The organism is Streptococcus oralis (assembly GCF_003943395.1).
In the GTDB taxonomy this organism is placed as follows: Bacteria; Bacillota; Bacilli; order Lactobacillales; family Streptococcaceae; genus Streptococcus; species Streptococcus oralis_BF.
Window position 1 is genome coordinate 1 of the sequence record NZ_RJPJ01000009.1, and the last position, 24,420, is coordinate 24,420.

20 protein-coding genes are annotated in these 24,420 nt (G+C 41.9%); 17 read left to right on the forward strand and 3 right to left on the reverse strand.

Annotated elements, in window-relative coordinates:
- From D8802_RS07440 to D8802_RS07505, 14 genes are all read left to right on the forward strand, one after another.
- A partial coding sequence (locus tag D8802_RS07440; protein ID WP_125395369.1) for an SIALI-17 repeat-containing surface protein occupies positions 1-1,399 on the forward strand: 1,399 nt, incomplete at its 5' end.
- A gap of 125 nt (positions 1,400-1,524) precedes the next feature.
- A complete protein-coding gene (locus tag D8802_RS07445) occupies positions 1,525-2,376 on the forward strand; it encodes an NAD(P)H-hydrate dehydratase (protein WP_125395370.1) in 852 nt (283 codons plus the stop codon).
- Between the two features lie 199 nt (positions 2,377-2,575).
- A complete protein-coding gene (locus tag D8802_RS07450; protein ID WP_398575030.1) occupies positions 2,576-5,065 on the forward strand; it encodes a bifunctional DnaQ family exonuclease/ATP-dependent helicase in 2,490 nt (829 codons plus the stop codon).
- Positions 5,066-5,070: 5 nt separating this feature from the next.
- Complete coding sequence (locus D8802_RS07455; protein WP_125395372.1) at positions 5,071-6,294, forward strand: FtsW/RodA/SpoVE family cell cycle protein; 1,224 nt, start codon at positions 5,071-5,073, stop codon at positions 6,292-6,294.
- A 10-nt stretch (positions 6,295-6,304) separates the two neighbouring features.
- The gene (locus D8802_RS07460; protein ID WP_125395373.1) at positions 6,305-6,859 is read left to right on the forward strand and encodes a DJ-1 family glyoxalase III; all 555 of its coding nucleotides are present in this window, start codon (positions 6,305-6,307) and stop codon (positions 6,857-6,859) included.
- Between the two features lie 84 nt (positions 6,860-6,943).
- Positions 6,944-7,507, forward strand: a complete 564-nt coding sequence (locus D8802_RS07465) for an HAD-IA family hydrolase (protein ID WP_312023260.1) — start codon at positions 6,944-6,946, stop codon at positions 7,505-7,507.
- A 14-nt stretch (positions 7,508-7,521) separates the two neighbouring features.
- Positions 7,522-9,468: a DNA topoisomerase (ATP-hydrolyzing) subunit B gene (gene gyrB, locus D8802_RS07470; protein WP_125395375.1), complete on the forward strand. Its 1,947-nt coding sequence runs from the start codon at positions 7,522-7,524 to the stop codon at positions 9,466-9,468.
- 80 nt (positions 9,469-9,548) lie between these two features.
- Positions 9,549-11,276 carry a septation ring formation regulator EzrA gene (gene ezrA, locus D8802_RS07475; RefSeq protein WP_125395376.1) on the forward strand — a complete coding sequence of 576 codons (1,728 nt, stop codon included), beginning with the start codon at positions 9,549-9,551 and terminating at the stop codon, positions 11,274-11,276.
- A gap of 103 nt (positions 11,277-11,379) precedes the next feature.
- Positions 11,380-12,771 carry a peptidoglycan-N-acetylglucosamine deacetylase PgdA gene (pgdA, locus tag D8802_RS07480; protein ID WP_125395377.1) on the forward strand — a complete coding sequence of 464 codons (1,392 nt, stop codon included), beginning with the start codon at positions 11,380-11,382 and terminating at the stop codon, positions 12,769-12,771.
- A gap of 81 nt (positions 12,772-12,852) precedes the next feature.
- A complete protein-coding gene (locus D8802_RS07485) occupies positions 12,853-13,695 on the forward strand; it encodes an aldo/keto reductase (protein ID WP_125395378.1) in 843 nt (280 codons plus the stop codon).
- Positions 13,696-13,964: 269 nt separating this feature from the next.
- Positions 13,965-14,336, forward strand: coding sequence for a GFA family protein (locus D8802_RS07490; RefSeq protein WP_125395379.1), 372 nt, complete (start codon positions 13,965-13,967; stop codon positions 14,334-14,336).
- 384 nt (positions 14,337-14,720) lie between these two features.
- Entirely contained in the window at positions 14,721-15,638 is a 918-nt protein-coding gene (gene glyQ, locus D8802_RS07495; protein ID WP_125395380.1) for a glycine--tRNA ligase subunit alpha, read from the forward strand.
- Between the two features lie 262 nt (positions 15,639-15,900).
- Complete coding sequence (gene glyS / locus D8802_RS07500; RefSeq protein WP_125395381.1) at positions 15,901-17,937, forward strand: glycine--tRNA ligase subunit beta; 2,037 nt, start codon at positions 15,901-15,903, stop codon at positions 17,935-17,937.
- A gap of 41 nt (positions 17,938-17,978) precedes the next feature.
- Positions 17,979-18,236: a DUF896 family protein gene (locus D8802_RS07505; protein WP_000371290.1), complete on the forward strand. Its 258-nt coding sequence runs from the start codon at positions 17,979-17,981 to the stop codon at positions 18,234-18,236.
- An 83-nt stretch (positions 18,237-18,319) separates the two neighbouring features.
- Here D8802_RS07505 and D8802_RS07510 read toward each other — a convergent pair whose 3' ends face one another.
- Genes D8802_RS07510 through D8802_RS07520 form a run of 3 tightly spaced genes read right to left on the reverse strand, consistent with a single transcriptional unit; the run spans position 18,320 to position 21,135 of the window.
- Entirely contained in the window at positions 18,320-19,564 is a 1,245-nt protein-coding gene (locus D8802_RS07510; RefSeq protein WP_125395382.1) for an NAD(P)H-dependent oxidoreductase, read from the reverse strand.
- Between the two features lie 17 nt (positions 19,565-19,581).
- Positions 19,582-20,187 carry an NADPH-dependent FMN reductase gene (locus D8802_RS07515; protein WP_000915929.1) on the reverse strand — a complete coding sequence of 202 codons (606 nt, stop codon included), beginning with the start codon at positions 20,185-20,187 and terminating at the stop codon, positions 19,582-19,584.
- 18 nt (positions 20,188-20,205) lie between these two features.
- Entirely contained in the window at positions 20,206-21,135 is a 930-nt protein-coding gene (locus D8802_RS07520) for an FAD:protein FMN transferase (protein ID WP_125395383.1), read from the reverse strand.
- Between the two features lie 295 nt (positions 21,136-21,430).
- Between D8802_RS07520 and nox the strand changes: the two genes are divergently transcribed.
- From nox to pdxT, 3 genes are all read left to right on the forward strand, one after another.
- Positions 21,431-22,810, forward strand: coding sequence for a H2O-forming NADH oxidase (gene nox / locus D8802_RS07530; protein ID WP_000036764.1), 1,380 nt, complete (start codon positions 21,431-21,433; stop codon positions 22,808-22,810).
- A gap of 150 nt (positions 22,811-22,960) precedes the next feature.
- The gene (pdxS, locus tag D8802_RS07535; protein ID WP_125395455.1) at positions 22,961-23,836 is read left to right on the forward strand and encodes a pyridoxal 5'-phosphate synthase lyase subunit PdxS; all 876 of its coding nucleotides are present in this window, start codon (positions 22,961-22,963) and stop codon (positions 23,834-23,836) included.
- A complete protein-coding gene (gene pdxT, locus D8802_RS07540) occupies positions 23,837-24,418 on the forward strand; it encodes a pyridoxal 5'-phosphate synthase glutaminase subunit PdxT (RefSeq protein WP_125395384.1) in 582 nt (193 codons plus the stop codon).
- Positions 24,419-24,420 lie beyond the last annotated feature (2 nt).

Sequence of the window (24,420 nt, forward strand, 5' to 3'; positions counted from 1 at the left end):
ATACGGCAGCAATGATGTTCGTAAACTGAACAACCTAGATCAACTATTTGACGGTGTTTACAACAACTTCGTTGAGTTTTCAGACTACGCCCATAAAGATGGCCACGTGACCTTGAAACTTGGTAGCGAACGCACTATCAAGAAGATTAGAGCCTACATCCAAGACGGAACTCAAAACTACCTTCGTGATGGTAAGATCCAAGTCAGCCAAGACGGTAAAACTTGGACAGATGTTGTGACAGTAGGAGATGGTGTGGCCAATAGCCAACACGATGATTCTCTGACAGATGGTTGGACACATGATTCTAAGATGCCAGGAAATCGTTACATCGAAGGTGAATTGACGACACCAGTCAAAGCCAACTATCTCCGTGTTCTCTATACTGCAGACTATGATGCTCGTTTTGTAGGCTTTACAGAATTGGTCATCAATGATGGTGAATTTGTCAAACCGATCAATGATCCGACAGTAGAAGGAAACAGTGGAGAAAGCCAAGGCAATCTTTATAATAATCTTGTAGACGGCAAAGTCTTGACCAGCTACAAGTCTGAAAAAGACAAGGGCGAGTTAGTTTATCACTTATCTGAGCCAACCAATGCCAACCACCTTCGTCTCGTTTCCAGTCTTCCTGAAGGAGCTAAGGCACGTGTTCTTGCTAGAACACTCAAGGATGGCCAAGACAGTTGGACAGATCTTGGTGCCATTACATCTAGTCTCCAAACCTTCGCTATCCGAAATGGTGGCTCTCTTCTAGACGTCAAATTAGTCTGGGAAGGTGGCAAGGCTGAGTTTTATGAATTGGCAAGCTTCCATCAAGAATTAACAGAAGAACCGGTTCAATCAAGCAAGGGTGAAGAACCAGCACCCGTTCTTGAGGTTCCTGAATTCACAGGTGGTGTGAACGCGGTAGAAGCAGCAGTGCATGGAGTACCAGAGTACACAGGTCCACTTGGAACAGCAGGAGATCAGCCGGCACCGATAGTTGAGAAACTAGAGTTTACAGGTGGTGTGAACGCGGTAGAAGCAGCAGTACATGAAGTACCAGAGTACACAGGTCCACTTGGTACAGCAGGAGACCAACCAGCACCGATAGTTGAGAAACTAGAGTTTACAGGTGGTGTGAACGCGGTAGAAGCAGTAGTACATGAAGTACCAGAGTACACAGGTCCGCTTGGTACAGCAGGAGACCAACCAGCACCGACAGTAGAGAAACCAGAGTTCAAGCTAAGTTCGTTAGAAAAAACTCAGACTTCAGGAGCACCAGTTCAAATTGCCAAAGAAGACAAGAGATTGCCAGAAACTGGTGAGAAACAGTCAGAAACAGCTATTTTCTTGGCAAGTGTTGGACTAGCTCTATCTGCTATCTTTGTCGCAAAAAGTAAAAAAGAAATTAATTGACTTTGAAAAAAGAGATATTTCGTAGAGGGGCTTTGTCCCCTCTTTTTCTATATGAAGGAAGAGATTTATGTTTAAGATGCAAGGTCAATAAACTTTATAGTATAATGAATAGAGAGGAAAAAACGATGAAAGTGATTGATCAAGCCTTACTAGAAAAAGTCATTATTGAACGTTCTCGTACCAGTCATAAAGGAGACTATGGCCATCTGCTCTTGCTTGGTGGGACCTATCCTTATGGTGGAGCCATCATCATGGCTGCCTTGGCAGCTGTAAAAAGTGGTGCAGGATTGGTGACCGTTGGAACAGATAGGGAAAATATCCTTGCTCTACACAGTCATTTACCTGAGGCTATGGCCTTCTCTCTTCAAGATCAGCAATTGTTAAAAGAGCAATTGGAGAGGGCAGAAGTTGTCTTATTGGGACCTGGTTTACGAGACGATACTTTCGGAGAAGAACTCGTAAAACAGGTCTTTGACAGCCTCAGAGAAGACCAGATTTTGATTGCAGATGGTGGTGCTTTGGGCATCTTAGCAAAAGCTCATTTTCCATTCCCATCTAGTCAGCTCATCCTAACTCCCCACCAAAAGGAATGGGAAAGACTGTCTGGTATAGTTCTTGACCATCAAAATACAGAGGCGACTGCTAGGGCTCTTTCTGCTTTTCCTCAAGGAACGATTTTAGTTGAGAAAGGTCCGGCAACTCGTATCTGGCAAGCTGGGCAGCCTGAATATTATCAATTAGAAGTTGGAGGCCCCTACCAAGCAACTGGGGGAATGGGAGATACTCTGGCTGGAATGATTGCAGGATTTGCATGCCAGTTTAAACAAGCTAGTCTCTACGATCGAGTGGTAGCAGCGACTCATCTTCATTCAGCTATAGCCCAAGAATTAGCTCAAGAACATTATGTGGTCTTACCGACGGAAATCAGCAGTCATCTTCCCAAAATAATGAAAAAAATATCTCAAAAAGGCAGCTAATACCTTAGTTGTCTTTTTATGTTGATGTAGCTTTGTTGATAAGGTTTTCAAATACCTCAGAACCAGCGACCAACTACTGAACTTGCGTGAAATTCTCTCTTTTAAGGTCTTGATTTTTACTCAAACTCGCAATTAAAGCGAGACTGTTATCAAAGTTGAGGGGTGTCAAATCATGCTTTTTTTGATATAATTTTTAATGATGAATGCGAGAAATGATCGGTATGTGGTCGTTGATTTAGAAGCGACCAGCACCGGAAGCAAGGCAAAAATTATTCAAGTAGGTATTGTGGTGATTGAGGATGGCGAAATCGTCGATCAGTATGCGACTGATGTCAATCCCCACGAACCTTTGGATTCTCATATCAAAGAATTAACAGGTCTGACCGATCAGCGTTTGGCTGCGGCGCCAGAGTTTTCTCAGGTGGCCGGGAAAATTTTTGAATTGGTTAAGGACGGTATTTTTGTTGCGCACAATGTACAGTTTGATGCTAACCTTCTTGCAGAATTTCTCTTTTTTGAAGGATATGAATTGCGTACACCGCGGGTGGATACAGTTGAGCTTGCCCAAGTTTTGTATCCTCAGTTTGAAAAGTATAACTTAGGTATCCTTTGTCAAGAGTTGGGCATTGAACTGGAACAGGCTCATACTGCTCTGTCTGATGCTCAGGCAACAGCAGAACTCTTGCTTTACATGCGTCAAAAACTCTTCGAGTTACCTAAAGGGCTCTTAGAAAGCTTGTTAGACCTTGCAGATAACCTTCTCTATGAAAGTTATCTGGTGATTGAGGAGGTCTATCAGCAACAATCTCTCTTATCTTCGCCAGACTTGATGGAGCTTCATGGGCTTTTCCTGAGAAAGGAAAGTCAAGCATTAGCACCACGCAAGTTATCCAAAGACTTTGCTAAAAACATTTCTTTATTGGGGTTGGAGGAGCGTCCGCAACAGTTGGAATTTGCGGAGAAGGTTGAGCACTTATTGGAAGAACACCAGACTTCCTTTATCCAAGCCCAAACGGGACTGGGCAAGACTTATGGTTATCTCCTCCCAGCTTTGAACTTGGAGAGTCAAGCAGGGATCCTAGTGAGTGTTCCGACCAAAATTCTTCAAAATCAAATCATGCAAGAAGAAGGACAGCGTTTAAAAGAGGTTTTTCATCTGGAGATTCATAGTCTCAAGGGTCCTCAAAATTATTTAAAACTGGATGCCTTTCACCGAGTTCTCCATCGATCTGAGTCCAATCGTCTTTTCACACGCTTTAAAATGCAACTGCTCATCTGGCTAACGGAGACAGAGACTGGTGATTTGGACGAAATTGGGCAGCTTTATCGCTACCAGCATTTTCTGCCAGAACTAGTCCACGATGGCAAGCTTTCAAAGAAAAGTTTATTTGCCACAGAGGATTTTTGGAAACGAGGGCAGGAAAAGGCCGAGACCAGTCGTGTTCTCTTGACCAATCATGCCTATCTGGTCACTCGTTTGGAAGACAATCCAGAGTTTGTCGACAACCGTTTAGTGATTTTGGATGAAGCTCAAAAAATGCTGCTAGCTCTCGAAAATCTAGCCCAGCAGGCTTATCGCCTTGAGGAACTTGTAACCCAGCTTGATAAGTCCATAGAGACAGAGGAAGATTTGGTTCAGAAACGTTTGCTTGAGAGTATCGGCTTTGAATGTCGTTACTTGATGGAGCACTATCAGTCAGGTCTGAAAAATGGAAAGTGGTTGGATTCTCTTGAAGAGTTGCGCCAGCATTTTTCGGAGTTAGCTCTCCCAGAGTATAGAGAGATTGCAAACTTTTTCACCTCGGACCGTGAATTTTGGCTTGCTACAGCAGAGAAATCGAGCAAGGATGTCTTGATTTGTTCAAGTAAAAAAGGCCGCTTTATACTAGCAGACTTATTGCCAGAAGATTGTAGACTCCTAGGAGTATCGGCTACTCTTGAAATCAGCAATCGGGTTTCCTTAGCAGATTTATTGGGATTCCCAGACGCTCCGCTTGTTAAACTTGATGTAGCAAAACAGGAGCAACAAGAAGTCTTTCTAGTCAATGATTTTCCTCTTGTGACAGAAGTTTCGCCTGTTGACTATGCTAGTGAAGTGGCTTCTGTTATTCGAAGCTTACAAGCCTTTCAAGAACCCTTATTGGTTTTGTTTACCTCAAAAGAGATGTTGCTGGCAGTTTCGGACCTGCTCGACCAACCGCATCTGGCTCAGTATAAAAATGGGGAACCAAGCCAACTGAAAAAACGTTTTGAAAAAGGCGAACGCCAGATCTTGCTTGGAACAGGTAGTTTCTGGGAAGGAGTTGACTTTTCTACCCATCCATTTGTAATCCAAGTGATTCCGAGATTGCCTTTCCAAAATCCCCAAGAACCTTTAACCAAAAAATTAAACCAAGAACTGCGTCAAGAAGGGAAAAATCCCTTTTATGATTATCAGTTGCCGATGGCTATTATTCGGATAAAACAAGCCTTAGGTCGTACTGTTAGACGGCCTGACCAAGGTTCGGTTGCTGTAATCTTAGACAGTCGTATTGTCAGCAAGCACTATGGCAAACAAATCGCCCAAACCTTGTCAAAAGAAAGAACTGTTCGGGTCCTTGCTAGAGATCAGCTAGAGCCTGCTGTAGCTGATTTTCTCCAATCCCGTCGCAATAGAGTGAAAGAAAAATCCAAGAAAGAGAAAAGGTAAAAAATATGAAACGTTCCTTCGACTCTCGAGTCGATTATAGCCTCCTCCTACCAGTGTTTTGTTTACTGGTGATTGGAGTAGTGGCTATCTATATAGCAGTTAGTCATGACTATCCCAATAATGTACTTCCAATTTTAGGCCAACAAATTGCTTGGATTGCTTTAGGGCTTGTCATTGGGTTTGTCGTCATGTTCTTCAATACCGAGTTTTTATGGAAGGTGACTCCCTATCTTTATGGCTTAGGTTTGGCCTTGATGGTTCTCCCCCTTGTTTTTTACAATCCGAGTTTGGTAGCTTCTACAGGTGCCAAAAACTGGGTATCAATTGGTGGAACGACACTTTTTCAGCCATCGGAGTTCATGAAGATTTCCTACATTTTGATATTGGCTCGAGTCATTGTACAATTCACTCAAAAACACAAGGAATGGCGACGGACTATTCCCCTGGATTTCCTATTGATTGGTTGGATGATTGCCTTTACCATCCCAGTCTTGATCCTCTTAGCCCTACAAAGTGACTTGGGGACTGCCTTGGTTTTTGTAGCTATTTTTGCAGGCATGGTTCTCCTTTCAGGGGTTTCGTGGAAGATTATCATTCCAGTTTTTGCGACAGGAGTGACTGCAGTTGCAGGCTTCATGGCAATCTTTATAAGCAAGGATGGGCGTGCCTTCTTGCACCAGATTGGGATGCCGACATACCAGATCAATCGAATCTTGGCCTGGCTCAATCCCTTTGACTTTGCGCAAACAACGACTTACCAACAGGCGCAGGGGCAAATTGCTATTGGAAGTGGTGGCTTGTTTGGACAAGGTTTCAATGTGTCCAATCTCCTTATTCCAGTACGTGAAAGTGATATGATTTTCACCGTAATTGCAGAAGACTTTGGCTTCATTGGTTCAGTCTTTGTCATCGCTTTATACTTACTTCTCATCTATCGAATGTTGAAGATTACGCTCAGGTCAAATAACCAGTTCTACACCTACATTTCGACTGGCTTTATCATGATGTTACTCTTCCATATTTTTGAAAATATCGGTGCCGTGACAGGCTTACTTCCTTTGACAGGGATTCCCTTGCCATTCATTTCTCAAGGGGGCTCTGCAATTATTAGTAACCTCATCGGAGTCGGTCTCCTCTTGTCTATGAGTTACCAGACCAACCTAGCAGAAGAGAAAAGTGGAAAAGTTCCATTCAAACGAAAGAAAGTCATCCTAAAACAAATCAAATAAGGAGGCCACTATGGCAAAAGTAGCAGTTATTTTAGCTCAGGGTTTTGAAGAAATTGAAGCCTTGACAGTAGTCGATGTTTTGCGTCGAGCAAACATTTCATGTGATATGGTAGGATTTGAAGAGCAGGTGACAGGATCACATGGCATTCAGGTAAAAGCCGATCGTGTCTTTGATGGTGATTTGTCCGACTATGACTTGGTAGTTCTTCCAGGTGGCATGCCTGGATCAGCAAATCTACGCGATAATCAAGCCCTCATTTCTGAAATTCAAGCCTTTAACCAAGTAGGAAAGAAAATTGCAGCTATCTGTGCAGCCCCAATCGCCCTCCATCAAGCAGGTGTCCTGAAAGATAAGCACTTTACTTGTTATGACGGAGTTCAGGAGCAAATTACTGACGGAATTTATCAAAAGCAAACGGTGGTTGTAGATGGTAATCTAATAACTAGCCGAGGACCGTCAACTGCCCTTGCATTTGCCTATGAATTGGTAGAGCAATTGGGAGGAGATGCCGAAAGTTTACGAGACGGCATGCTCTATCGAGATGTCTTTGGAAATCAACAGTAAGACGAGAGTTCGGCTCTCGTTTTTTACTTGGAAAAATCTAGGAAATCATCGCCTTTTTCATAAAAAAATGGTATAATGAAGGGTATGAAATATCACGACTATATATGGGATTTAGGTGGTACCCTATTGGATAATTATGAGACTTCTACTGCAGCCTTTGTAGAAACCTTAGCCCAATATGGAATTGAGCAAGAACACGACCGTGTTTACGAAGCCTTGAAGGTTTCGACAGCTTTTGCCATTGAGAAGTTTGCTCCAGATATCGAGGATTTTTTAGAGCACTACAAAGAAAATGAAGCACGTGAGCTAGAGCACCCAGTCTTGTTTGAGGGAATTCCTGAGTTACTCAAAGACATCTCTGACAAGGGTGGTCGTCATTTTTTGGTTTCTCATCGAAATGACCAAGTGCTAGAACTTCTTGCCAAGACCCAGATAGCGAACTACTTCACAGAAGTAGTGACTGCCAGTTCAGGCTTCAAACGAAAACCAGATCCTGAGTCCATGATTTATTTACGTGATAAATATCATATTACATCTGGTTTGGTCATTGGTGACAGAAATATTGATGTAGAAGCAGGTAAAGCTGCTGGCTTAGATGCCTATCTTTTTAAAAACGTTGCGACATTGAGACAAGCAATAGACATGTAAGAAAAAGGAAAAAAATGACAGAAGAAATCAAAAATCAACAGGCACAGGATTACGATGCCAGTCAAATTCAAGTTTTGGAGGGGCTGGAAGCCGTTCGTATGCGTCCAGGTATGTATATTGGATCGACTTCAAAAGAAGGTCTTCACCATCTAGTATGGGAAATTGTTGATAACTCAATTGACGAAGCCCTGGCTGGATTTGCCAGTCATATCCAAGTCTTTATTGAGCCAGATAATTCCATCACTGTTGTGGATGATGGTCGTGGAATTCCTGTTGACATTCAGGAAAAGACAGGACGTCCCGCTGTTGAGACCGTCTTTACAGTCCTTCACGCTGGAGGAAAATTCGGCGGTGGCGGATACAAGGTCTCAGGTGGATTGCACGGTGTAGGTTCATCAGTAGTAAACGCTCTTTCAACGCAACTAGATGTTCATGTTCATAAAAACGGTAAGATTCATTACCAAGAATATCGTCGTGGTCATGTTGTTGCTGATCTTGAGGTGGTTGGAGATACGGATAAAACTGGAACAACAGTTCACTTCACACCAGATCCAGAGATTTTTACAGAAACAACAACTTTTGACTTTGAAAAATTAAACAAACGTATTCAAGAATTAGCCTTTTTGAACCGAGGACTTCGAATTTCAATCACAGACAAGCGTGAAGGTCTCGAACAGACTAAACATTACCACTATGAGGGTGGGATAGCTAGCTACGTTGAATATATCAACGAGAACAAGGATGTTATCTTTGACACACCAATCTACACAGACGGTGAGATGGATGATATTACCGTTGAAGTAGCCATGCAGTACACAACCGGTTACCACGAAAACGTCATGAGTTTCGCCAATAACATTCACACCCATGAAGGCGGAACGCATGAGCAAGGTTTCCGTACAGCACTGACGCGTGTTATCAATGATTATGCCCGCAAAAATAAGCTGCTAAAAGACAATGAAGACAACCTGACAGGGGAAGATGTCCGTGAAGGATTAACTGCTGTGATTTCTGTCAAGCATCCAAATCCGCAGTTTGAAGGACAAACCAAGACCAAACTGGGCAATAGCGAAGTGGTTAAGATTACCAATCGTCTCTTCAGCGATGCCTTCTCTGATTTTCTCATGGAAAATCCGCAGATTGCCAAGCGCATCGTGGAAAAAGGGATTTTGGCTGCCAAGGCTCGTGTAGCTGCCAAGCGTGCGCGTGAAGTCACACGCAAGAAATCTGGCTTGGAAATTTCCAATTTGCCAGGAAAACTAGCGGATTGTTCTTCTAACAATCCTGCTGAAACAGAACTCTTTATCGTCGAAGGAGACTCGGCTGGTGGATCAGCTAAATCTGGTCGTAACCGTGAATTCCAAGCTATCTTGCCAATTCGTGGTAAGATCTTAAACGTTGAAAAAGCTAGCATGGATAAAATCCTTGCCAACGAAGAAATTCGGAGCCTTTTCACTGCCATGGGAACAGGATTTGGTGCAGAATTTGATGTCACTAAGGCTCGTTACCAAAAACTTGTTTTGATGACTGATGCCGATGTCGATGGAGCCCACATTCGGACCCTCTTGCTAACCTTGATTTACCGCTACATGAAACCAATTCTAGAAGCTGGATATGTCTACATTGCCCAACCGCCAATCTACGGAGTAAAAGTTGGAAGTGATATCAAAGAATACATCCAGCCTGGTGCAGATCAAGAAATTAAACTCCAAGAAGCCTTAGCACGTCACAGTGAAGGGCGTTCAAAACCAACCATCCAACGTTATAAAGGTTTGGGAGAAATGGATGACCACCAATTGTGGGAAACCACCATGGATCCAGAACATCGCTTGATGGCGCGTGTTTCGGTAGATGATGCTGCCGAAGCAGATAAGATCTTTGATATGTTGATGGGGGATCGAGTTGAACCTCGTCGTGAATTTATCGAAGAAAATGCCGTTTACAGCACCCTTGACGTCTAAAAAATGTGGGAAATAGTTCCCATGACCTAAAAAATATGATATAATCAATACGATTGTTTCTAGTATAAAAGGAGTTTGATATGTCTAATGGACAACTAATTTATCTAATGGTTGCGATTGCAGTCATTTTGATTCTGGCTTATGTAGCGGCAATCTTCCTACGTAAGCGTAATGTAAGTAGATTGACGGCCCTTGAAGAAAGAAAAGAAGAACTCTACAACCTTCCTGTAAATGATGAGGTTGAAGCCGTTAAAAACATGCACTTGATTGGTCAAAGTCAGGTAACCTTCCGTGAATGGAATCAAAAATGGGTTGATTTATCCCTTAACTCATTTGCTGATATTGAAAATAACCTGTTTGAGGCTGAAGGCTATAATAATTCTTTTCGCTTTTTCAAAGCGACTCACCAAATCGATCAAATCGAAAGTCAAATTGATTTAATTGAAGAAGACATTGCGGCGATTCGCAATGCGCTTTCAGAGCTTGAAAAACAAGAGTCTAAGAATAGCGGACGTGTTCTGCATGCTTTGGACTTATTTGAAAATCTGCAACATACCGTAGCAGAAAATTCGGAAGAGTATGGTAAAGCCCTTCCTGAAATTGAGAAACAATTGGAAAATATCCAGTCAGAGTTTTCTCAATTTGTAACTTTGAACTCTTCAGGTGACCCAGTTGAAGCAGCAGCAATTCTTGATTCAACTGAAAATCATATTCTCGCTTTGACACATATCGTTGAGCGAATTCCAGCTCTTGTTGAAACCTTAACAAAGGAATTGCCAGACCAATTGGCAGATTTGGAAGCAGGCTATCGCAAGCTCTTGGATGCCAACTACCACTTTACAGAAACAGATATCGAGTCTCGTTTCCAACTTTTGCATGAATCTCTGAAAAATAATCAAGAAAATATTCGTCAGTTGGAATTGGACAATGCAGAGTATGAAAATAATCGCATTCAAGAAGAAATCAATGCACTTTACAATATCTTCACTCGTGAAATTGCAGCTCAAAAAGTGGTTGAAAGTCTTCTTGCTACATTACCAACTTATTTCAACCACTTGAAAGAAAATAATCAGGTGCTTGTTCAAGATCTTGAACGCTTGACTAAAACCTACCTTCTTCCTGAAAGTGATGGAAATCATGTTCGTCGTCTTCAAGCAGAATTGGCTTCACTTGATGCTGCTATCATGGAAGTCACAGAAGATCCAAAAGAGCCGACACAAGCTTACTCTGTTTTAGAAGAACAGTTGGAAATGCTGCAAAGCAACCTTAAGGATATTGAAGATGAGCAAATCTCTGTTAGTGAACGCCTAGCTCAAATCGAAAAAGATGACATCAATGCTCGTCAGAAAGCAAATGTCTATGTGAACCGTTTGCATACTATCAAACGTTACATGGAGAAGAGAAACTTGCCGGGTATTCCTCAAAGTTTCTTGAAACTTTTCTTTACTGCAAGCCATAACACAGAAGATCTGATGGCAGAGTTAGAACAAGCACAAGTTAATATTGAATCAGTTAAACGAATTCTTGAAATTGCGACCCATGACATGGAGGCTCTTGAAACAGAAACCTACAATATTGTTCAATACGCGACTTTGACGGAGCAACTCTTGCAGTATTCAAACCGTTACCGTTCATTTGATGAGCGTATCCAGCAAGCTTTCAATGAAGCACTTGAAATTTTTGAAAAAGAATTTGACTACAAGGCATCATTTGAGAAGATTTCTCAGGCCTTGGAAGTTGCAGAACCAGGAGTCACAAATCGCTTTGTTTCTTCTTATGAAAAAACACGTGAAGCGATTCGTTTTTAAAAATAGAAGCTTAGAGGATTTCTAAGCTTTTTTATTTTCCTAAAAAAAGACAGAATCCCTGTTTATCATTGAAATAATAGCCTCGATTTGATATGATGGAAATATGAAAAAAAATAGAGCGAAACGTGTTTCTCACGATAAAACGAGAAGGCTATTGCTTTCCCTTGTTGGAATCTTAGGAATTGCTACGATTCTATTAGGGAGTGCTATTGGTTATAAGCTACTACAAAAGCAATCTTACGAACAAAAAATTGAAGCGCTAAAAAGCGAAAAGGACCAACAATTCAACTCAGGTAGTCAGAGAGACCATTTCCGAAAAGGTCAAGCTGAGGTGATTGCCTACTACCCTCTGCAAGGAGAGGAAGTCATTGCGTCTGTTAGAGAAAAAATCAACCAGGATATTAAAGAAAAGCTGGAAGATAAAGAGGACTTGGTCTTTTATTATAGTGAGCAATTGGATCCCGTCTTAAAGGGAGTTGTTTCTCGTAGTATCAGTAAGCAAGTCTACGATTTGTCTGCATCAAAGGTTGAAGAAAAAGAAAAGACTTCTTTAGGGAAAATTTTTTTGACTGAAGATGGGAAAGATTTTGACCTCAGCAAACTCTTCAAAGATGCAAGCAAGGCTAAGGAACTCTTACTGAGTCAAATCAAATCAACTCTAGAAGATAAGAAACTTGACCAGGCAAAAATTGATCAGGTCCTAAAAAACTTTACAGACCAAGATTTGTCGTCATGGAGCTTTGACTATAAAAATAGTCAACTCATCCTTTATCCTGCTGACCTAGGGGAGACTCTGGAGGAAATTGCTTTACCAATATCCAGTTTCTTTGATGTTATTGAGTCATCCTATTTGCTTGAGAAAGATGCTGAACTTTACCAAACTTATTTTGCTCAGAAAAATAAAAAAGTTGTATCCTTGACCTTTGATGATGGTCCAAACCCATCTACAACTACGCAAGCTTTGGATACATTAGCTAAGTACAATGTAAAGGCGACTTTCTTTGTACTTGGTAAAAACATTGCTGGCAATGAAGATCTTCTGAAACGAATGAAATCGGAAGGACATGTTGTGGGAAATCATAGCTGGGATCATCCCGTTCTTTCTAAATTGTCTCTCGAAGATGCTAAAAAACAAATCACGGATACGGAAGATGCCTTGACCAAGGTTTTAGGTTCGAGTTCTAAACTTATGCGCCCCCCTTACGGAGCGATTACAGATGATATTCGTAATAGTCTGGATTTGAGTTTTATCATGTGGAATGTAGATAGTTTGGACTGGAAGAGCAAGAATGAAACTGCTATTTTAACAGAGATTCAGCATCAAGTTCGTAATGGATCGATTGTTCTTATGCATGATATTCACGGCGCTACAGTTAATGCTCTTCCAAAGATTATAGAATATCTGAAAGAGCAAGGTTATACATTTGTGACTGTTCCGGAAATGCTCAATTCACGTCTAAAAGCTCACGAAATGTATTATGACCGTGATCAATAATTGTTAAAATCTAAAGGAGCAAGTATTCTGATAATCAGGACTTTGTTTCTTTAGATTTTCTTCACATAGAAAGGAAAAACGATGAAATCTTACACCCTCAATAATGGAGTTTCAATCCCAGTTTTAGGATTTGGGACATGGAAGGCTGAAAATGGAGAAGTGGCCTATCAAGCCGTTTTAGAAGCCTTAAAGGCTGGTTACCGCCATATCGATACTGCGGCTATCTATCAAAATGAGGAGAGCGTTGGCCGTGCTATTCGAGATAGCGGTATTCCACGTCAAGAAATCTTTGTAACGACCAAACTCTGGAATACCAATCACAGCTATGAAGAAGCTCGCCAAGCATTTGAAGAATCAATGGAAAAACTGGGATTGGATTATCTAGATTTGTACCTTATCCATTGGCCAAATCCAAAACCTTTAAGAGAAAATGACGAATGGAAAACTCGCAATGCTGAAGTCTGGAGAGCGATGGAGTACCTTTACCAAGAAGGCAAAATCCGTGCTATCGGCGTTAGTAATTTCCTTCCCCATCATTTGGATGCTTTGCTTGAGACGGCAAGAATCATTCCAGCGGTCAATCAGGTGCGCTTGGCACCAGGAGTTTATCAAGAGGAAGTAGTTGCCTACTGTAGAGAGAAGGGAATTCTCCTAGAGGCTTGGGGACCTTTTGGACAAGGAGAGCTGTTTGAACAGAAAGAAGTCCAAGAAATTGCTGATAAGCATGGGAAATCAGTGGCTCAAATTGCCTTGGCTTGGAGTTTGGCAGAAGAGTTTTTACCGTTACCTAAGTCAGTAACAGCCTCTCGCATCAAGAGCAATCTTGATTGTTTTGGGATTGAACTCAGCAAAGAAGAGCGAGAGATCCTAAAGACTATCTCAGTGATTTCTGGCGCACCTCGTGTGGATGAGATGGATTTTTAGAAAGTAAGAAAAAGAATTGTAAATTTTCTCTCTTTCTGATATAATAATCAACAAGAAAGAAAGTCTTATGGCGTTCTTTAAGCGAGCTTGGGACAGTGGGAGCCAAGTAGAACAAGGTAAGAAACTGGCGCTTTCTGTCGTATTTTTAAAAATAATGAAGTAATAAATTAGGGTGGAACCGCGTTTCTGACGCCCCTAGTCGCAAGGCTTGGGTGTTGAAATTCGGTTCTTTTTGAATTTCGTCTAATGCCTAAGTAGAAAGGAGCATAATGCTTAAAGGATCTTGTTTATGCAAAGCAGTGACCTACACTTTAGATGAGGAATTGTCGGAATTAGTTTTTTGCCACTGCTCATTCTGTCGGAAAGCAACTGCGTCTGCCTATACAGTGAATGCCAAAGTTAGCAGTAAAAACCTAGTATTGCATGGAAAAGAACAGTTGGTTACCTATAGTTCATCCCCAGGAAAACAACGCTATTACTGCCAGAACTGCCATAGTCAAATTTTCACTATTCAAGAAGATGTACCAGAAGTTTGTGCTTTGAAATTGGGTACAGTAGATGAATGCAATCAGAATTTACAAACTGTTCCTAAACGTCATATTTTTCAGGATCCAGCTTTTTCTTGGTTGCTTGATGAGTAAATCCAAAAAGATAATATAAATTAAAGGAGTAAACAATGTTTAAAAAATTGACTTTCCACTGCGTCAGTGGCAGAGACCTCCTTACAGTCGGACTGCCCCACGCTCAGCACTAGAGTGCCTGAGCTAGACGCAATACTAACTCGTCTTTCCTCGTATGATCGACGAGGCAGACTCGTGTCGCAAGTAATTTATAAAAAAAGGAGTAAACAATGTCTAAGAAATTAACATTTCACTGCGTCAGTGGCAGAGACCTCCTTACAGTCGGACTGCCCCACGCTCAGCACTAGGGTGCTGAGTTAGACGCAGTACTAACTCGTCTTGCCTCGTATAATCGACGAGGCAAACTCGTGTCGCAAGAAAACATTTTTTATTAAGGAGTATTCAATGTCTAAGAAATTAACATTTCAAGAAATTATTTTGACTTTGCAACAATTTTGGAATGACCAAGGTTGTATGCTTATGCAGGCTTATGATAATGAAAAAGGTGCGGGGACAATGAGCCCTTACACTTTCCTTCGTGCTATCGGTCCTGAACCATGGAATGCGGCTTATGTAGAGCCATCACGTCGTCCTGCTGACGGTCGTTACGGGGAAAACCCTAACCGTCTCTATCAACACCACCAATTCCAAGTGGTTATGAAGCCTTCTCCATCAAATATCCAAGAACTTTACCTTGAGTCTTTGGAAAAATTGGGAATCAATCCTTTGGAACACGATATTCGTTTCGTTGAGGACAACTGGGAAAATCCATCAACTGGTTCAGCTGGTCTTGGATGGGAAGTTTGGCTTGATGGGATGGAAATCACTCAGTTCACTTATTTCCAACAAGTAGGGGGATTGGCAACTGGTCCTGTGACTGCGGAAGTTACCTACGGTTTGGAGCGCTTGGCTTCGTATATCCAAGAAGTAGACTCTGTCTATGATATCGAGTGGGCTGATGGTGTAAAATATGGAGAAATTTTCATCCAGCCTGAGTACGAGCACTCAAAATATTCGTTTGAAATTTCGGATCAAGAAATGTTGCTGGAAAACTTTGATAAATTTGAAAAAGAAGCTGGTCGTGCCTTGGAAGAAGGCTTGGTTCACCCTGCCTATGACTATGTTCTCAAATGTTCACATACCTTTAACTTGCTTGATGCGCGCAGTGCTGTATCTGTAACCGAGCGTGCAGGCTATATCGCTCGTATCCGTAACCTGGCCCGTGTCGTAGCCAAAACCTTTGTCGCAGAACGCAAACGCCTAGGTTACCCACTTTTGGATGAAGAAACGCGAGCTAAACTCCTAGCAGAAGACGCAGAATAGTGAGTAATATTGTGCTTTAAAATCGTTAGAGGCAAGTCGAAGACTTGCTAGAGGATATGCACCGCCGTACTGTTATTTGGGAATTTTTGAAACCTTAGGTTCAAAAATCAGTCAGCTAAATCCACTTTGATGAGACTGTTGGAAATCTTGGTTTATTTGGTATAAGATTTCCTTACAGACTCACAAAAGTTAGTTAGCGATGTCCCCAGTACCTAAGGTGCATATCAAAAGAAAAGATTGAAGAAGATGTAAAGGAAAAAACATGACAAAAAACTTATTAGTAGAACTCGGTCTTGAAGAGTTACCAGCCTACGTAGTAACTCCAAGTGAAAAACAACTAGGTGAAAAAATGGCAGCCTTCCTCAAGGAAAACCGCCTGTCTTTTGAAGCTATTCAAACCTTCTCAACACCACGTCGTTTGGCTGTTCGTGTGACTGGTCTTGCAGACAAACAGTTTGATTTGACAGAAGATTTCAAAGGACCAGCGAAAAAAATTGCCTTGGATAGTGATGGAAACTTCACCAAAGCAGCTCAAGGATTTGTCCGTGGGAAAGGCTTGACGGTTGAAGATATTGAGTTCCGTGAAATCAAGGGAGAAGAATACGTCTATGTTACCAAGGAAGAAATTGGTCAAGCAGTTGAAGCCATTGTTCCTGGTGTTGTGGAAGTCTTGAAGTCCCTAACTTTCCCTGTCAGCATGCACTGGGCTGGAAATAGTTTTGAATACATCCGCCCTGTTCACACTTTGACTGTACTTTTGGATGAGCAAGAGTTTGATTTGGATTTCCTTGATATCAAAGGGGGGCGTGTAAGCCGTGGTCATCGATTCTTGGGACAAGAAACCAAAATTCAGTCAGCTTTGAGCTACGAAGAAGACCTTCGTGCACAGTTTGTAATCACGGATCCACGGGAACGTGAGCAAATGATTGTTGACCAAATCAAGGAAATCGAAGCAGAGCATGGTGTAGGTATCGATATTGATGCCGATTTGCTCAATGAAGTCTTGAACTTGGTTGAATACCCAACTGCCTTTATGGGAAGTTTTGATGCCAAATACCTTGAAGTTCCAGAAGAAGTCTTGGTGACTTCGATGAAGGAGCACCAACGTTACTTTGTTGTTCGTGATCAAGACGGTAAACTCTTACCAAACTTCATTTCAGTCCGTAACGGAAACGCAGAGCATTTGGAAAATGTTATCAAGGGTAATGAAAAAGTCTTGGTAGCACGCTTGGAAGATGGAGAATTCTTCTGGCGTGAAGACCAAAAATTGATCATTTCTGACCTAGTCGAAAAATTAAACAATGTCACCTTCCATGAAAAGATTGGTTCTCTTCGTGAACACATGATTCGTACGGGGCAGATTGCCATTCTCTTGGCAGAAAAAGCTGCTTTGTCAGTGGATGAAACAGTTGACCTAGCGCGTGCAGCAGCTATTTACAAGTTTGACTTGTTGACGGGTATGGTTGGTGAGTTTGATGAGCTCCAAGGTATTATGGGTGAGAAATATGCCCTTCTCGCTGGTGAAACTCCAGCAGTTGCGGCTGCTATTCGTGAACACTACATGCCTACATCAGCCGAAGGCGAACTTCCAGAGAGCAAGATTGGAGCCATTCTAGCCCTTGCAGACAAATTGGATACGATTTTGAGTTTCTTCTCAGTAGGCTTGATTCCATCAGGTTCTAATGACCCTTATGCCCTTCGTCGTGCGACGCAAGGTGTGGTTCGTATCTTGGATGCCTTTGGTTGGCACATTGCTATGGATGAGCTGATCGATAGCCTTTATGCTTTGAAATTTGACAGCTTGACTTATGAAAATAAAGCGGAAGTCATGGACTTTATCAAGGCTCGTGTTGATAAGATGATGGGCTCAACTTCAAAAGACATTAAGGAAGCAGTCCTTGCAAGTTCGAACTTTGTTGTGGCAGATATGCTAGAAGCAGCAAGTGCTCTCGTAGAAGCAAGCAAGAATGAAGATTTCAAATCGTCTGTCGAATCCCTCTCACGTGCTTTCAATTTGGCTGAGAAAGCAGAAGGTTCTGATGCTGTTGATCCTGCTCTCTTTGAAAATGAAGAAGAGAAAGCCTTGGCGGAAGCAGTAGAGTCACTCGTTTTGTCAGGGACTGCAAGTCAGCAATTAGAACAACTCTTTGCACTTAGCCCAGTTATTGATGCTTTCTTTGAAAATACCATGGTAATGGCTGAAGACCAGGCTGTCCGACAAAATCGCTTAGCAATCCTGTCGCAATTAACCCAGAAAGCAGCTAAGCTCGCACGTTTTAACCAAATCAATACGAAATAAACTCAGTCAAACGGACTGTATCTTATCACAAAGGAGAAGAAATGGATCCGAAAAAAATCGCTCGTATCAACGAGCTTGCCAAAAAGAAAAAAACAGAAGGCTTAACTTCTGCTGAAAAAGTGGAACAAGCTAAACTTCGTGAGGAGTACATCGAAGGCTATCGTCGTTCTGTTCGTCACCACATTGAAGGAATTAAAATTGTGGACGAGGAAGGAAATGACGTCACACCAGAAAAACTACGTCAGGTACAACGTGAAAAAGGTTTACACGGCCGTAGTATAGATGATCCTAACTCATAAAATGAAAGGGGTTGTAGATGATTTACATTCCCCTTTTCTTTTGCAATAAAAAAGAAGGAGCCAAGTGGCTCCTTTTTGGTTTCTTAGTTGCTTGCGCCAGAAGTAGCGTCAGCGTCACCACCGTGGCCTCCAGAATCCCCTGAATCAGAAGCGCCAGAAGTAGCATCGGCGTCTCCATGACCTCCAGCAGCAGGAGCAAATGGTCCGCTACCACCTACCAAACGTTGACCAGTTTCTTTTAGGTACCAGTCAAGCCATGGTTGGAAGTTAAAGACGATTTCATTGATACCAGCGTATGATCCATCAGGATAGTACATTGCTTGGTAGTTGTGGGTGTTGATGACACCTGCAGGAGAACCTGGAACAATCGTACGAACGTATTCTTGGTTTCCGTTGCGAAGTGTTCCGATAACCCACTCTACGTTCTTCATACGTGCTGGTGGGAGGGATCCATGAACAGTCGACATACGACTACCTGATTGATGTGGTACACGTTTAGCAAACATAGTGTCTGGATCTTGGTGAGCGTTGTTGTAGTAGAGGAATTGGTTGTTGTCATCAGCGTATGTCAATTCAAATGGCATAGCTTTCAAGAACATATCGATTTGGTTAACTGTCAAGACACCGTGGTCCAGTTTGACATAGGTATCACCAGAAACAGCACCAGTGATTGCAGCAACTTTTTCTACCCATTCTGGATCGTCAGGGTCAACTTCTGTAATGGTTGTAGCAATTGGTTTTCCACAATCCAAGTCTTCTGGTTCGATTGGTTTTGGTTTTTTCAATTTCGAAACGACTCCTACGTATTTCACAAAGTTATCTAAGCAAGTTTCAAGGAATTTAACAGTCCCTTCGTTGGTGATGTTTCCATTGTTATCAAAAGCTTCTTTGGCTTTACCGAGAAGAAATTCATTCCCTGGAAGTGTGTAGGCATTGACACCTGGAGCGTCAAGGATCTTACGAAGGTGAACTTGGGCACGTGAAGTTCCTTGGTCGTAGTATGATGCTCCCACAATCATAACAGGCTTGTTTTCAAATGGATGAACTTCGTATGAAAGCCATTCAAGTACAGATTTGAGAGAAGCTGAGATAGTGTGGTTGTGCTCAGGAGTGGCGATAATGACACCATCAGCACGTGTAATTTTGTTATACAAGAAGCGTAATTGGAAGCTGTCGTCCCATTTTTCGTCTTGGTTAAACATTGGAACTTCGTCGATTTCAAGAACTTCTAATTCAAATTTGAATTTGAAATTGCGACGAATAAATTCCAAGAGTTTGCGGTTATATGATTGATCGTAGTTTGATCCAACAAGTCCAACAAATTTCATTCTTTCGGTCTCCTATCTTACAAATTTTCCCAGTCAAATTCTTCAGCATCTTTGCGAAGCAATTCTTGTGCATTGCGCAATTTTTCAGTAATTTTCACGAAGATACGGAAGTCATCGAAGATGGCATCCAATTTCTTGATGACATCAAGGTCAACCAAGTCGCCACTTGGGTTAAATGCTTGAAGAGAGTGTGAGAGCAAGAATTCATCTGGAAGAACGTTTGCCTTGATTTCAGGAGCGTTCAAGATTTGACGAAGTTGCAATTGGGCACGAGATGAACCAAGTGTGCCGTATGAAGCACCAGTAATCATGATTGGTTTGTTCAAAAGTGGGTAGATACCGTAAGATAGCCAAGCAAGAGCGCTCATCAAAACTGCAGGGATAGAGTGGTCGTACTCAGGAGTACCGATAATCACACCATCAGATGCTTCGATTTTGGCTGCAATTTCAAGAATTTCAGCAGGAAGAAGTTTATCTGCTGGTTTGTTGAAAACAGGGATGTCCTTGATTTCAACGAGTTCAATTTCAGCTTTATCAGCAAAGTGTTTTTGCATGTATTGGAGCAGTTGGCGGTTTGTAGAACGTTTAGAGTTCGTTCCAACAATGGCAATAAGTTTTAGCATGAGATTTCCTTTCTCTTTTTACATAATACAATTTTGAAGGCCTGAAGAACATGCAAGGCGTCCCTCTTTGTCGATGAGGATGGCTTCAATCCCATCTATACTTTCGACTTGCCAGAGGATAGAAGCGCTTCGCTCTCCGAATAGGCGAGTTGTCCAAATCTCACCATCAACGGATTTATCAGAGACAATCGTTAGGCTAGCAAGATCGGTTTCGACAGGAAATCCTGTCTCACTATCAAAGATATGGTGATAGTCTTTTCCATCTACTGTCAGGTGACGTTCATAGATACCTGAAGTGACAACGGATTTGTTAGAAGCAGGGATGGTTAGGAGATGATTGCCACGAGGATTTCGCGGATCTTGGATCCCAATCTGCCAGGCTTTCCCTTCTTTGGCTTGATTATTCCCGATAGTGAGGATATTTCCTCCGAGATTGATCAAGGCAGAGGTGACTCCGTGTGCTTTTAAATACTGAGCAACCTTATCTGCACTATAGCCCTTAGCTAAACAACCTAAATCAAGCTTCATTCCTTTCTTCACTAAAAAAACAGTAGAGTTAGTCGGATCTAACTTGATAAAATGCGGGTCAACTAGAGGCAAGACAGCTTCGATTTCGTTTAACTCTGGAAGCCGTGCATCTGCAAATCCGATTCGCCAGGTTTGAATCAAGGGACCGATACTGATATTGAGATGGCTAGATGGTGCTAGGCTATGCTCAAGTCCAAGAGCAATCAGTTCAAATAGGTCAGGATGAACCCTAACAGGTGCGATTCCAGCCTGGTAGTTGATTTCCATCAGTTCGGATTCTTGACTATTGGCGTTGAAGCGGTATTCGAGCTCCTTGAGCAAATCAAAGGCTCCTTGAAGTAGGCAATCAGCCCGTTCATCTACTAATGAAATCGTGATAGTTGTTCCCATTAGCCGTTCAGAGTGCGAACGAAGAGGCAAGTTACCAACTCCTTTCTTCTTATAGGAAATCATTCAATATAAGATAGTTAGAGAAATTAAACCCCTTACATTTTCTTTCCATGTATCTAGCATACCATAAAGTCAGCGTTTTCACAAATAAATTTTAACAAAAGTCAAGAAATATGCTTAAAAATTGGAAGGAAATGAAACAAATAATATAGTAAAGAATAATTTTTTTTGAAAAAAAGAGAATTCTGAGCAAATGCCTTGTAAACGCTAACAGTAAATGGTATACTAGAAAGGTAAATCAAAAATTAAAGGTAGGAATTTTTCTATGAGTAAAATCGTTGTAGTTGGTGCTAACCACGCTGGTACAGCTTGTATTAATACGATGTTGGACAACTTTGGTCATGAAAATGAAATTGTGGTATTTGACCAAAACTCAAATATTTCATTCCTTGGTTGTGGAATGGCGCTTTGGATTGGGGAACAAATTGATGGCCCAGAAGGTCTCTTCTACTCTGATAAAGAAAAATTGGAAGCAAAAGGTGCTAAAGTTTACATGAACTCACCAGTTCTTTCAATTGACTACGATAACAAAGTTGTGACTGCAGAAGTTGAAGGTAAAGAACACAAAGAGTCTTATGATAAATTGATCTTTGCAACTGGTTCAACTCCAATCTTGCCTCCAATCGAAGGTGTTGAAATCGTTAAGGGCAACCGCGAATTCAAAGCAACACTGGAAAATGTTCAATTTGTTAAATTGTACCAAAACGCAGAAGAAGTTATTGAAAAACTTGAAGACAAGAGCAAACACCTTGAGCGCATTGCCGTTGTTGGTGGTGGTTACATCGGTGTTGAGCTTGCTGAAGCTTTCGAGCGTCTTGGAAAAGAAGTAGTGCTTGTAGATATCGTAGACACTGTCTTGAACGGCTACTATGACAAAGACTTCACTCAAATGATGGCGAAGAACTTGGAAGACCACAACATCCGCTTGGCTCTTGGTCAAACAGTTAAAGCCATCCAAGGTGACGGCAAAGTAGAACGCTTGGTGACAGACAAAGAAACATTTGATGTGGATATGGTGGTTCTTGCTGTTGGTTTCCGTCCAAATACAGCTCTTGCTGACGGTAAGATTGAACTCTTCCGCAACGGTGCCTTCCTTGTAGATAAGAAACAAGAAACATCTATCCCAGGTGTATACGCTGTTGGTGACTGTGCAACTGTTTATGACAATGCTCGTAAAGACACAAGCTACATCGCCCTTGCATCTAACGCTGTGCGTACTGGTATCGTTGGTGCTTATAACGCTTGTGGTCATGAATTGGAAGGAATCGGAGTTCAAGGATCAAACGGTATCTCTATCTATGGCCTTCACATGGTTTCAACTGGTTTGACTCTTGAAAAAGCCAAAGCTGCTGGCTATAACGCAACTGAAACTGGCTTTAACGACCTTCAAAAACCAGAATTTATCAAACATGACAACCACGAAGTTGCCATCAAGATTGTCTTTGACAAAGACAGTCGCGAAATCCTTGGTGCGCAAATGGTATCTCGTGATTCTGCAATCAGCATGGGAATCCACATGTTTTCACTTGCTATCCAAGAGCATGTGACAATTGATAAATTGGCCTTGACAGATCTATTCTTCTTGCCACATTTCAACAAACCATATAACTACATTACAATGGCTGCACTTACAGCTGAAAAATAACAATAGCTGAGCTATCTGGCCTTAGGTTAAGGTCAGATAGTTTTTTATGCTTCTGTACCCAGACAATTATTGTTTTTCTATCTTGTACTTCATTCTAATCTGACATAAAATAAAATGGTAGCTACCAATACAAATGATGAGGATAAAGAAATGACTGAAAATCGTTATGAACTAAATAAAAACTTGGCACAGATGCTCAAAGGTGGGGTTATCATGGACGTTCAGAACCCTGAACAGGCTCGTATCGCAGAGGCTGCTGGTGCGGCAGCTGTTATGGCCTTGGAACGGATTCCAGCTGATATTCGTACAGCTGGTGGAGTTTCCCGTATGAGTGATCCAAAGATGATTAAGGAAATCCAAGAAGCGGTCAGTATTCCAGTGATGGCCAAGGTCAGAATCGGGCATTTTGTTGAAGCCCAGATTTTAGAGGCTATTGAGATTGACTATATCGATGAGAGTGAAGTGCTGTCTCCAGCTGATGACCGTTTCCATGTAGATAAGAAGGAATTCCAAGTTCCTTTTGTCTGCGGGGCCAAGGACTTGGGTGAAGCCTTGCGTCGTATCGCTGAAGGAGCTTCCATGATTCGTACCAAAGGAGAACCAGGGACAGGCGATATTGTTCAAGCGGTTCGCCATATGCGTATGATGAATCAGGAAATTCGCCGTATTCAAAACCTACGTGAGGATGAGCTCTATGTTGCTGCCAAGGACTTGCAAGTCCCTGTAGAATTGGTTCAATACGTCCATGAACATGGAAAATTACCAGTTGTCAACTTTGCAGCCGGAGGTGTGGCAACACCAGCAGATGCTGCGCTGATGATGCAATTGGGGGCAGAGGGCGTCTTTGTCGGTTCAGGCATTTTCAAATCAGGAGATCCTGTTAAACGAGCAAGTGCTATTGTCAAAGCCGTAACCAACTACCAAAATCCTCAAATTCTGGCTCAAATCTCTGAAGACCTAGGGGAAGCCATGGTTGGTATCAATGAAAATGAAATCCAAATTCTTATGGCAGAGCGAGGAAAATAGATGAAAATCGGAATATTAGCCTTGCAAGGTGCCTTTGCAGAGCATGTAAAAGTGCTAGAAAAGTTAGGTGTTGTGAGTGTAGAAATCAGAAATTTAGATGATTTTCAACAACATCAGAGTGACTTGTCCGGTTTGATTTTGCCTGGTGGTGAGTCTACAACCATGGGCAAGCTATTGCGAGACCAGGACATGCTGCTTCCTCTAAGAGAAGCTATTCTCAATGGCTTACCAGTCTTTGGAACCTGCGCCGGTTTGATTTTGCTGGCTAAGGAAATCACTTCTCAGGAAGAAAGTCATCTAGCGACTATGGATATAGTAGTAGAGCGTAATGCTTATGGACGCCAACTAGGAAGTTTTTATACAGAGGCAGAATGTAAGGGAGTCGGTCAGATTCCCATGACCTTTATCCGTGGACCAATTATCAGCGGTGTTGGAGAGGGTGTAGAAATTCTAGCAACAGTTGATGATCAAATCGTTGCAGCTCAAGAACAGAATATGCTGGTAACTTCTTTTCATCCAGAATTGACAGATGATGCTCGCTTGCACCAGTACTTTATCAATATGTGTAAAGAAAAAAGTTGAGA